At 66.1% G+C, this 10,975-nt stretch carries 12 protein-coding genes; 3 read left to right on the top strand and 9 right to left on the bottom strand.

Annotated features, from left to right (window positions below; translation table 11 throughout):
• Positions 1–6: 6 nt before the first annotated feature.
• From QFZ61_RS02390 to QFZ61_RS02370, 5 genes are all read right to left on the bottom strand, one after another.
• The gene (locus QFZ61_RS02390) at positions 7–855 is read right to left on the bottom strand and encodes a universal stress protein (RefSeq protein ID WP_307032972.1); all 849 of its coding nucleotides are present in this window, start codon (positions 853–855) and stop codon (positions 7–9) included.
• A gap of 268 nt (positions 856–1,123) precedes the next feature.
• The gene (locus tag QFZ61_RS02385) at positions 1,124–2,320 is read right to left on the bottom strand and encodes a YihY/virulence factor BrkB family protein (RefSeq protein WP_307032970.1); all 1,197 of its coding nucleotides are present in this window, start codon (positions 2,318–2,320) and stop codon (positions 1,124–1,126) included.
• Between the two features lie 81 nt (positions 2,321–2,401).
• Positions 2,402–2,998 carry a DUF3618 domain-containing protein gene (locus QFZ61_RS02380; RefSeq protein ID WP_307032968.1) on the bottom strand — a complete coding sequence of 199 codons (597 nt, stop codon included), beginning with the start codon at positions 2,996–2,998 and terminating at the stop codon, positions 2,402–2,404.
• Positions 2,999–3,013: 15 nt separating this feature from the next.
• On the bottom strand, positions 3,014–3,445 hold the full coding sequence (locus tag QFZ61_RS02375; RefSeq protein ID WP_307032966.1) for a phage holin family protein: 432 nt from the start codon (positions 3,443–3,445) through the stop codon (positions 3,014–3,016).
• Complete coding sequence (locus QFZ61_RS02370) at positions 3,442–4,299, bottom strand: hypothetical protein (RefSeq protein WP_307032963.1); 858 nt, start codon at positions 4,297–4,299, stop codon at positions 3,442–3,444. Before QFZ61_RS02370 ends, QFZ61_RS02375 begins: the two co-directional genes overlap by 4 nt.
• A gap of 181 nt (positions 4,300–4,480) precedes the next feature.
• Between QFZ61_RS02370 and QFZ61_RS02365 the strand changes: the two genes are divergently transcribed.
• Positions 4,481–5,413 (top strand): spermidine synthase, encoded by a 933-nt coding sequence (locus QFZ61_RS02365; RefSeq protein WP_307032961.1) that lies wholly within the window; start codon positions 4,481–4,483, stop codon positions 5,411–5,413.
• A gap of 30 nt (positions 5,414–5,443) precedes the next feature.
• Here the strand turns inward: QFZ61_RS02365 and QFZ61_RS02360 are convergent, their stop codons facing one another.
• Positions 5,444–6,358 carry a LysR family transcriptional regulator gene (locus QFZ61_RS02360; RefSeq protein ID WP_307032959.1) on the bottom strand — a complete coding sequence of 305 codons (915 nt, stop codon included), beginning with the start codon at positions 6,356–6,358 and terminating at the stop codon, positions 5,444–5,446.
• 62 nt (positions 6,359–6,420) lie between these two features.
• On the opposite strand from QFZ61_RS02360, the gene QFZ61_RS02355 reads away from it, so the two are divergent.
• Positions 6,421–7,227, top strand: coding sequence for a 3-hydroxybutyrate dehydrogenase (locus QFZ61_RS02355; RefSeq protein WP_373427182.1), 807 nt, complete (start codon positions 6,421–6,423; stop codon positions 7,225–7,227).
• Between the two features lie 66 nt (positions 7,228–7,293).
• On the top strand, positions 7,294–7,950 hold the full coding sequence (locus QFZ61_RS02350) for a flavin reductase family protein (protein ID WP_307032955.1): 657 nt from the start codon (positions 7,294–7,296) through the stop codon (positions 7,948–7,950).
• Between the two features lie 97 nt (positions 7,951–8,047).
• On the opposite strand, the gene QFZ61_RS02345 is transcribed toward QFZ61_RS02350, so the two are convergent.
• Genes QFZ61_RS02345 through QFZ61_RS02335 form a run of 3 tightly spaced genes read right to left on the bottom strand, consistent with a single transcriptional unit; the run spans position 8,048 to position 10,775 of the window.
• A complete protein-coding gene (locus QFZ61_RS02345) occupies positions 8,048–9,127 on the bottom strand; it encodes an ABC transporter substrate-binding protein (RefSeq protein WP_307032953.1) in 1,080 nt (359 codons plus the stop codon).
• Positions 9,128–9,165: 38 nt separating this feature from the next.
• Positions 9,166–10,008, bottom strand: a complete 843-nt coding sequence (locus QFZ61_RS02340) for an ABC transporter permease (protein ID WP_307032951.1) — start codon at positions 10,006–10,008, stop codon at positions 9,166–9,168.
• Positions 10,005–10,775, bottom strand: a complete 771-nt coding sequence (locus tag QFZ61_RS02335) for an ABC transporter ATP-binding protein (protein WP_307032949.1) — start codon at positions 10,773–10,775, stop codon at positions 10,005–10,007. Before QFZ61_RS02335 ends, QFZ61_RS02340 begins: the two co-directional genes overlap by 4 nt.
• Positions 10,776–10,975: the final 200 nt, after the last annotated feature.

The following is a 10,975-nucleotide window of genomic DNA, read 5'->3' as shown; positions in this document are numbered from 1 at the left end:
TCCGGATCAGCGCGTAATCATGACATTGCAGGGTGCCTTGTGCAGCACCGCGGAGACGGTGTTGCCCACGCCACCGTCACGCTCGTGCCGGCCCAGCACCAGGACATCCGCGTCGGCGGCCGCCTCCACCAGCTCCCTGGCCGCGGACTGGCCTTCCCGGAGGGTGCCGGAGACGGTCAGCCCGGGCACGATCCGCCCCGCCTCGGCAACCGCGTGCTCCAGCAAATCGGCGCCCTGCAGCGGGGCGTGGCGGCCGCGGTCCGCGCGGTTGCCGCCCCGGCCCGGGGCCACGTGCACAACCTGCAGTCCTGCCCCGACCGCGGCGGCGAAGCGGGCGGCGTCGGCCAGCACCGCCCCGCTCCGGGGCGCTGCATCGACGCCCACGGCAACCGGCCGTCCCGGCGAGCGGGGCCGGCGGACAACCATCAGCGGGCACGGGGCGGATCCCGCCAGCTCCAGACAAACTGAGCCGGCAAGATGCCCGAGCACCCCGCCCATGCCGCGGCTTCCCACCGCCAGGAGTCCGGCACCGTCGGCCGCCTGCCGCAACACCTGGGCGGGCAGCCCGGCCTCCATCACGCCCTCGACGGCGAGCCCCGGAGCCGTCTCCCGGGCTAGCGCGACGCCGTCGGCGAGGATGGCCTCGGCGGAGTGGCGGAGGCCGCTGCCCGCAACGCCCCTGACCGGGCCGAGGTTCTTGGTGAACACGGGCCACACCCAGGCGTGCACCACCCGCAGAGGCATTCCGCTGGCCGCGGCATGCTCGGCGGCCCAGCGGACGGCAAGGCGCGCGGAGTCCGAATCGTCATAGCCGACGGCAAGGGCTGGAGGCGGGGGACCTGCGGCTGTTGGCATGGATCCTCCCGGTTAGGCGGGCATTGGCACCCAGCGGTGCGTTTCCCCAGTAAAAGCCCGCCCGCCTCGAGCGGCTAGGGGCTTTGGACCCGCGGCGCATTGCGGCTCCAGGACGCACAAGAGCGCCCGCACAAAGGCGGGCGCACACAAGGCGGGCGCACATAAGGCGGGCGCACAAAAGGCAGGCGCCGGGAGGCGCCCGCCTTCTGGTCATCCGCAGGGCAGGCCGCGAAACGGCCGGCGTCTGCGCCGAAACTTCAACCTGGGTTTAGACGGTGTGGCTGCCGCCCCGCCGGTCCTGCTCGGCGTCGTTGGAGCCGGTGCCCCGCGCGCTGGCATTGCCGTTGCTGTCGGAGTCCGTCCCGTTCTGCTTGGCGTACTCTTCTCGCAGCTCGCGGCCGTGACGGATGTCTTCTTCCTCCTTGGCCTGAAGCTTGTCGCTCTTCTTGGTGTCCCGAGGAGGCAGCTGGATGGTTTCCTCCGCCTCAATGCCGGCCTGGAGCTGGCGGCCGCGCTCGGTTTCGGCGTCGAACTCGGCGCCGAACAGCAGCGACATGTTCAGGATCCAGAGCCAGAGCAGGGCGACGATGACGCCGCCGATGGCGCCGTAGGTCTTGTTGTAGCTACTGAAGTTGGCCACGTAGAAGCCGAAGGCCAGCGAGGCCAACAGGAACACGACCAGGGCAATGGCGGAGCCCATGCTCATCCAGCGGAATTTCGGCTGTTTCACGTTCGGGGTGGCGTAGTAGAGGATAGCGATCGCCACGACGATGAGCACCAGCATTACCGGCCACTTAACGATGTTCCAGACGGTCAGGAAGGCACCGCCCAGCCCGATCATGTTTCCGACAGATTCTGCCACGGGCCCGCTCAGTACGAGCATCGCCGCAATAATGACGACGATGAGCAGGTTCACGATGGTCACGCCGAGCGTGGTGCCGCGCAGCTTGATGAAGGGCCGGCCCTCGTCGATCTCGTAGACCCGGTTCATCGCCCGGGCGAAGGCGCCGACGTAGCCGGAGGCGGACCACAGCGCGGTGAGGAGGCCGAGGACCAGCGTGAGGCCGGCAGCCGACGAGCTAGCAAGGTCCTGAACCACGGGGCGGATGGTATCCAGCGTCTGCCCCGGAGCGAAGCCCTGGACGATGTCGAGCAGGGCGGAGGTGGTCTTCTGCGGATCCCCGAAGATCCCGAGGAGGGAAACCAGCGCCAGCAGTGCCGGGAAAATGGACAGCACCGAGTAGTACGTCAGCGCCGCGGCCAGGTCGGGGCACTGGTCTTTGGTGAACTCGCGCAGGGTCTTTTTGGAGATGTACTTCCAGGAGGGCTTGGCGACGTCGGTCGGGCCGTCCGGCTTGCGTGCATCGTCCGGGGCAGGGGCCGTCCGGGCCTTCGCGGTGCTGCTCTTCGCGGTTTCGGCGTCGTCCATGGAACCAGTTTCCGCCTTGGTGAAATTCTTGGCCATCGGGATCTTCTTTCGTGGTTAAGCGCAGCGGCCGGCTGCCCGCCGCGTCAGCGAGGGCAACCGGCCGTCTTCAGGGTCAGGCTAGGCCTGCTGGACGTTGTCCTTGGCGTCAGCGGCGCGGTCCTTGACGTCGGAGACCGCCGTCTGGCCCTCGCCCTTGACGTTCTGGGCAGCGTCGGTGGCCGTGGCCTTGACGTTGTCCATGGCGGCCTGGGCCGGCTCCTTGAGTCCCTCGGCTACATGCTGTGCAGCCTCGGTCAGCTCCGTCGTCAGCGGTTCGGCCGCCGTCTTGAGGCTGTCGGCTGCTTCGCGCTCCTTCTGGCTGGCCGGGATCAGGGAAGAGACCAGAAGGCCGGCACCGAAGGCGATGAGCCCGGCGGCAAGCGGGTTGCCCTGCGCTTTGGCTTTCACTTGGTGCGGCGCGTCGGCTACTGCGGAGCCGGCGTCGCTGAGGTGCGAGGAGGCGCTGCCGCCGGTGGACTGCACGTGGCCGGCGGTGTGGTCGGCTGCTCCCATGACTTTCTCCTTCACTCCAAAGACGGCGTCCTTGACCTTGTCAGTCTGGCGCTGGACGATGTGCGACGGCGTGACCTTGTCGGCTACGGCATCTACGTTGGTTCCGAGCCGGGCACGTGTTGCTTCAATGTCGGCGCGGATGGCATCCGGGTTTTCACTCATGGTGTTTTCCTCGCTTTAGTGGCTGGGCTTGAGGGTCGGGGGGATTTCCTGAATCGTCTCGGCGGTCTGGGGCATGCCCTTGATCGCTTTGAGCTCCTTGCGGCCCATCGAAGCCAGGATGGCGCCGATGATGCCCCAGATGATCGCGACGACAACGCCGGACCAACCCAGTCCCATCAGAGTTCCCAGTCCCCACCAGAGCGCCAGGGAAAGGAACAGCAGGACAAAGTGGCCTGCGACGCCGGCACCGGCAAGCATGCCGCCGCCTTTACCCGCGCGGCTGGTGGTCTGCTTCAGTTCGGCCTTGGCGAGTTCCACTTCCTGACGCATCAGGGTGGACATGTCGCGCGTAACGTCGCCGAGCAGATCACCCAGGGAGTTGTTCTCCGCCTTGATGTGGGACTCGGGGGGAGGCGTCGGGGCGCCCATAGGCATCTCGGTGCTCATCGACGGCCTCCGTCGAACGGATCCTCACGGTCCGACTCGATTACCGGATCGACTCGGTACGGATCGGCGGCCAACGGATCGCTCGCCCACTGATCCGACTGGGTACCGGAACCCGCGAGCGGGTTGGCCGGGTAGGTGTCAGCCAGGCCGGCCGTTGTCGTTTCCGGGTAGGTAACCGGCGGCGGCGGGACTGCGATGCCGGCATCGGGCACCCGGGTAACCGGGGTGTTGTACTGCGCGGCGGTACCGGAGGTGCCGGTGGATTCCGTGCCCGGGGCGCCTGCGCTGAGGCTGCGGCTGAGGCGTCCGGCGAGAACGCCTGCACCTGCAGCAACCATCAGGAACGTGCCGGGGCGCTGGCGGGCAAAGGACTTTACCTCGTTAAGCAGCGAGCCCGGGTCGCGGTTATCAAGCCAGGTGGCCATGCTCGAGGAGCGGTCCGCAACCTGGCGGATGAGGTCGCTGGCGACGCCGGGTTGATCGGAAGCGCCCGCCATCGTGTGCAGTTCCTCGGAGATGGAGCGCAGGCCCTGGGCGGCCTTCTGCTGCTGCGTGCCCGCCTGCGAGGTGAGGTCCGTCCGGGCCTGGTTGATGAGGTCCTTGGCGTTGCTCTTGACTTCGCCGGCGACGTTGGCCGCTTCGGTCTTCGCGGTTTCGGCCACGTTCTGTGCCGAGGCTGCGGCCTGGTCCTTCACTTCGCTGGCCTCGTCCTTGGCGGCGTCTTTCTTCGTGGACGTTCCAGTGGAAGTCCCGGTGGAAGCGGGCGGGAACGTCGAGGTTTGCCGCAGTTCAGTGTCGCCCTGCACCTCGGGGGTGCCGTAGGTGCTGTCCTGGGGCCATTGGTTCTCTGTCATCGTCGCTCTCTTTCCTTGTAGATCTGCTGCCGGCTAGCCGACCAGCAGCGCCGAACTCGAATAGTAAGCATGATTACTAATGAATAGTAAGCACGCTTGCCATCGGATTACAAGACGAAGCTGAAAATCCCTTCGGGGCGGCCCGCTAGGGTGGAAGCATGAGTCAACCGGAGAGCCGCTGATGGCCAAGCGGGGCAGGGCCGCGGCGCGGCACGCGGGCGCCTCGACGCCGGGAGTAGTGGAAGTGCCCAAGGGCGCCCGTCCGGACGGTCCGGTTGCAGGGGTGTACTACATCGACACCGGGGACTGCGAGCTGATCCCGGACCAGGACAATTCGACCGGCTGGCTGCTGCGGATCAACGGCGTCATGAGCTCCCATATCGATCTTGCGGACCCGCTGTTCCTCGACTTTGAGTACATGCGCTGGATTGCGGCCCTGGTGGAGTCGCGCTGGCCGCCTGCGGGCCGGCCGAAGCTGCGTTCCCTGCACCTCGGCGGAGGAGCATGCTCACTGGCACGTTACTTCCATGCGGCATACCCCGAGGCCCGCCAGGTGGTGGTGGAACTGGACGGCAAGCTCGCCGCCTACGTCCGCGGCTGGTTCGACCTGCCGAAGGCACCGCTGCTGCGCCTGCGCGTGGGGGAGGCCAGGGAAGTGACCGAGGGACTCACGCCCCAGACGAGGGACCTGATCATCCGCGACGTCTTTGGCGGCTCCGTCACCCCGCGGCCGCTGACCACGAGTGAGTTCACCGAGCATGCCAGGCGTCTCCTCGCCCCCGGCGGGGTTTACGTCGTGAACTCCGGTGACGCCCCGGCACTGACCAACGCCCGGGAGGACGCCGCCACCATCGCGGCAGCTTTCGAGCACACAGTCATCATCGCGGACCCGGCGATGCTCAAAGGGCGGCGCTACGGCAACATGATCATCGCAGGGAGCGACCAGCCGTTCGACGACGATCCCGGTCTCGCCCGGCGCCTGCTGGGCGGAGCGGTGCCGGCCCACCTCTGGCACGACGCCAAGGTACGGGCCTTCGCAGCCGGCGCCGCGGTCCGCCACGACCCGCCGGCCCCCGCCCCGCCGTCGTCCGAACCCCAATCGGCTGCTCCGTAACGGTCGTTTTGGCACCCCAAAACGCGACCCCTACGGAGCAGTCGAAGGGGTTCCGCGGCCCATCAGCGCCTCGCGGTGTGCCTCGGTCTGCTCGCGCAGGGCCTGCACGACGGCCGCCACGGCCGGCCGGCGCAAAGAATCGGGCCGAAGCACCATCCAGTAGGGGAGCAGCTCCGCGAACTGCTCGGGCAGCAATCGAACCAGATCCTGGTGCAGGTCCGCGGCAAAGCAGGGCAGAAAACCAATTCCCGCCCCCGCCCGCGTCGCCTCCACATGGACGAAGACGTTGGTTGAGCTCAGCCCGTCCCGCATCGTGGGCACCAGCCGGCGCGGCGCGTCAAGGTCATCCACCTGAAGCATCGAATCGACAAAATAGACCAGTGGGTGCTCCTTGAGTTCATCCACCGATGCCGGCGTTCCGTATTCCGCTAGATAGCTCCGGGAGGCGTACATGCCCAGCATGTACTCGCCCAGCCGGGCGGCCTCGGCCCGGTGCACCTGCGGCTCACCGACCACCACCTCGATGTCGAGCCCGGAACGCTGCTGCAGGGCACGCCGGGTCACCGTGATGATCTCCACGCTGAGCCCGGGGTGGTCCCGGCGCAGCCGCGCCACTGCGGGAGCGGCGATGTAGGCGCTGAAACCGTCGGTCGCCGTCATGCGTACGACGCCGGTGATCGGGTCCGGCGTCGTGCCGGGCTGTTCCAGCGAGCGGACGGCGCTCTCCACCTCTTCGGCGACGGCGACCGCCGCGGCGCCGAGGTCGGTGAGTTCCCAGCCGCCGGAAGCGCGGGACAGCACCCGGCCACCCAGCGACTTCTCCAGGGCGGCGATCCTGCGGGAGACCGTGGTGTGGTTCAGGCCAAGGACCTGGGCCGCGGTCGTGAACTTCGCCGAGCGGGAGACCGCCAGCAGCACGAGCAGGTCGTCAGGGTTTGCATTCATATGTGCAATTCTGCACACACATCGTGCCCTTTTGACCATTGAGCGGCCGGGAATCTGCGGCCATACTCAACGGAGCCCATACCACGGTGGCAAACTCTCTGAACTGGAAGGCTGGGTATATGGAAAACTCGCTCAACGGCCGCAAGGCACTGGTCACCGGCGGCGCGGGCGGCATCGGCGCTGCCAGCGTTCGTGCGCTCGCCGCAAGGGGCGCGAAGGTTGTGGTGGCCGACGTCGACGAAGCCGCCGCCCGTACCCTTGCCGACGAAGTGGGGGGCACCGCCTGGGGCGTGAACCTGCTCGACGTCGAAGCGCTGCAGACGCTGACCCTGGACTGCGACATCCTGGTCAACAACGCAGGGATCCAGCGCATCAGCCCGATCGAGGACTTCGATCCGGCCGATTTCCGCCGGATCATCACGCTCATGCTGGAAGCGCCGTTCCTGCTGATCCGTGCTGCGCTGCCGCACATGTACGCGAACAATTTCGGCCGGATCATCAACCTGTCATCGGTGCACGGTCTACGCGCCTCGCCGTTCAAGAGTGCCTACGTCTCGGCCAAGCACGGCCTGGAAGGGCTGAGCAAGGTGACGGCGCTGGAAGGCGGCGCCCACGGTGTTACTTCCAATTGCATTAACCCCGGGTACGTCCGCACGCCGCTCGTGGAGTCGCAGATCGCCGACCAGGCCAAGGTGCACGGCATCCCGGAGTCCGAGGTGCTCGCCAAGATCATGCTCACCGAGGCGGCTGTGAAGCGCCTGGTCGAGCCGGAGGAGGTCGCCTCGCTGGTGGCGTGGCTGGCCTCGGACGACGCCGGCATGGTCACCGGCGCGAGCTACACCATGGACGGCGGCTGGTCCGCCCGCTAGGTGTATCAAGCCGCTCGGGCCTGTTCGTGCGGAACTGTCCACCGGGCACGCCGCTAGGCTGGGAGCATGCGCAAGGATTTCAGCCCGGCGGACCTGTCCTCCGCGGAGTTCTACCGCCTGCTGACGGCGGTTATCGTTCCCCGGCCCATCGCGTGGGTGTCCAGCACCTCAGCGGGCGGCGTGGACAATCTGGCTCCGCATTCCTTCTTTACTGTCGCGTCGGTGACGCCGCCGATCATCCAGTTCACCTCGGTGGGCCGGAAGGATACGCTGCGGAACATCAACGAGCGGGGGGAATTTGTGGTGAGTCTCGCGCCCGCTGATTTCCTCGCCGAGGTCAACGCGACCGGCACGAATTTCCCGCCGGAGGTCAGCGAGTTTGACGCCGCAGGTCTCACCCGGGAAGCCAGCGTGACGGTCAGCGTGCCTCGGGTAGCGGAATCCCCGGTGGCCCTGGAATGCCGGCTGCATTCCACCCTGGCCATGGGTGACTGTGTCCTGGTCTTCGGCGAGGTTACCCACGCAGCGGTCTCGGCGGACGTCCTGGAAGGAAACCATCCCCGGATTGATTTGCTTGGCCCCCTGGCGCGGCTCGGCCGTGATGAGTGGGGCCATCTTGGGCCGGTCGAGGAACTGCGGCGGATCCGTCGGTCTGACTGGCCCGGGGACTTCCGGCGCCGGGACGAGGGCGAGCCGGATGACGGGAAGCCGAGCGGCCCCTAGCAGTCGTCGGGCGACGACACCTGCCGCCGTCGGGCAGAACGCGAGAGGGCCCGCCGTCCGTAGCCGGACAGCGGGCCCTCGATGGGGCTAAGGGGTTCTACTTCACGAACTCGTTCGTGTACGTTTCCGACAGCTTGATGTCCTTGTTACCGACTTCCGGATTGGCCACCTGCTGTGTCTTCAGCACCGCCTGGACTCCGTCTTCGGTGAAGGCGCCGTCCTTGCTCAGCGTCTTCTTCAAGTCCTCAATCACCTTGGCGTAAAGGGCCTTGTCGCCCCCGGAGTAGCTCTCAGGCATCTTGGCCGCGATCTCCTCCCCGGAGTGTCCGGCGATGAATTCCAGGGTCCGCTTGATGGCCTTGGCGAGCTTGCCGGCGGTTTCCTTGTTGGCGTCCAGCCACTCCGTCTTGGCGTAAAGACTCGAAGACGGCCAGGCGTCCGTCTCGAAAACTTCCTTGAGTCCGTCGGCGGAACGGACGTCTTCGATGATGACCGGATCGTGGCCGATCCGCTTGCTCAAGACCGAGACATCCGGTTCCAGCATGACGGCGGCGTCAACCTGGCCCTGTTCCACGGCCGCCACGGCGGAGGAGCCTGCACCGATGGCTGACACAGCTGCGTCCGTCGTCTGCAGGCCGTTCTTTGAAAGGAGGTATTTGATGAACATGTCGGTTGAGGACCCGGGGGCGGTGACGCCCACGTTCTTGCCCTTGAGGTCGGCGAGGGTCTTGATTTTGCCCTCATTCTTCGGCGCGACCAGCAGCACCAGCCCGGAGGACCTTCCCATGTCCACAAACGCTTTGATCTTCTGGTTCTTGGCCTGCATCTGGATGGTGTGCTCGTAGTACCCGCTGGTCACGTTGGTGCTGCCGCCAACCATCGCCGTCAGCGCCTTGGAGCCGCCCTGCAGGTCCTGAAGCTCGACCGTCACGCCCTCGTCCTTGTAGTAGCCGAGTTCCTGCGCGAGCGTCGTCGGCAGGTAGGTCAGCAGAGTCTGACCGCCGACGCCGATGGTCACCTTGGAACTGCTGCCGCCGCCGGCTGCGGCGCTGCCGGACTGACCCGGGGGCGCGGCCGACGGCGTGCCGCAGGCGGAAAGGGCAAGAGCAATTGCGGCGACAAGGGTGACCGGGCGGAAGATGCTCCGGCGCCTGGCCCGGTTTTCATGCTGTGTCATCTGAGGTCCCTTCTGAGGGGTAATGGCGGGTTGGCTGGCTAGGAGGACTGGACGGGACGCCAACGAAGCAGGTGTCGTTCCAGGCGGTTGACGAGGAGATCGATGATGAGCACCACGATCATCAGAATGAACATCCCGGCGAAGACGCCTTTGGTGTCGAAGACGCCCTGGGCCTGGGCGATGGCGTAACCGACACCGGCCGAGGCGCCGAGGTATTCACCGACCACTGCGCCCGTGATGGCGAATCCGACGCTGATGTGCAGGCTGGAGAAGATCCAGGTGAGGGCGCTGGGGATGAACACATGGCGCAGCAGCTGCTTCTCGGACGCCCCCAACATCCGCGCATTGTCCACGAGTACGCGGTCAACGCTCTTGACGCCTTCGAGGGTGTTGAAGAAGACGATGAAGAACACAAGGGTGAAGCCGAAGGCGACTTTGGACCAGATGCCCAGTCCGAACCACAGCAGGAAGATGGGCGCAAGAACCACGCGGGGGAGGGCGTTGAACATCTGCAGGAACGGGTCCAGCAGGCGCTCCAGGAAGCGTACCCGGGCCAGCACGAAGCCCAGGAGCAGCCCGACGGCGGCTCCAACGAGGAAGGCGAGGATCGCCTCCTGCATGGTGATCCACAGATGCGGGAAGACAAACCCCGTGGAGACCCACAGCCAGACTGTCTGGAAGATTTCGGTGGGACGCGGAAAGAAGAATTCGTCCACCACTCCGGCGCGGACAGACAGCTCCCACGCGCCCAGGACCACAATGGTGAGCAGCAGCTGGGTGCCCCGCATCACCAGCGGGGACATCTCAGTTCTGGTACGACGGCGGCTGCCGCCCTCCAGCGCCGCGGAGAGCCCGTTCTTGTTCGATTCCAAAAGAGTCACGCGACGTCACCTTCCTCGGCCATGGCGTTTTCGTAGGTCTTGGAGACTTCAACCTTCAACCTGCCCCAGATCTCACGGTGCAGGGACACGAACTGCGGGTCGTCGCGGATATCGAGGAGGTCGCGGGGCCGCGGGATGTCGATCTCGTAACTTCCCACAACAGTGCTTCCGGGCCCTGCCCCGAGGATCACCACCTCATCCGACAGTGCGATGGCTTCGTCCAGGTCATGGGTGATGAAGACAACGGCCTTTCCCGATTCCTGCCACAGCTGCAAGAGTTCGTTCTCCATAATTTGGCGGGTCTGAACGTCGAGGGCGGAAAACGGTTCGTCCATCAGCAGGACGTCCGGGTTGACGATCCACGCCTGGGCGATGGCGGTCCGTTTGCGCATACCCCCGCTGAGCTGGTGGGGGTAGCGGTCGGCGAAGTTCTTAAGCCCCACTTTTTCAAGCCACCGCCGCGCCTCTGAATGGGCGTCCGCCTTTGACACGCCGGCCATGGTGAGGCCGAGGCTCACATTGTCGATTACGGTCTTCCAGGGGAGAAGCGGATCCTGCTGAAACATGTAGGAGGCCCGCCGGTTTACTCCGCTGACCGGTTCCCCGAAGCTCTTCACTTCCCCAACGCTGGGGTTCAGCAGGCCCGCCGCCATGTTAAGGATGGTCGACTTGCCGGACCCCGTGGGGCCGACAATCGAAACAAACCGTCCCGGCTCGACTTTAAGGTTGATGTCGCGGACGGCGAAGTAAATTTCACCCCCGGGCATCGGAAATTGTTTGGTGCACCCGGTGAGCTCCACCGCGTACCTTGACGTGTCTGCCTCTGCAGCTGGCATCATCGCACTCTTCCCGGCCGACGCTGGCCGATCGTTTCCGCTGCTGATCCTTACCGGGCCGGCTCTGGTGTGTGCCGTCTCCACTCCCGCTACGTCTGCTCTGACGTCCCGGGAATTTATTGCCACATCGT

This window comes from Arthrobacter sp. B3I4 (assembly GCF_030816855.1).
Lineage (GTDB): Bacteria > Actinomycetota > Actinomycetes > Actinomycetales > Micrococcaceae > Arthrobacter.
The sequence above is the reverse complement of the archived record's forward strand: the minus strand, read 5'-3'. Positions and strand labels throughout refer to the sequence as shown.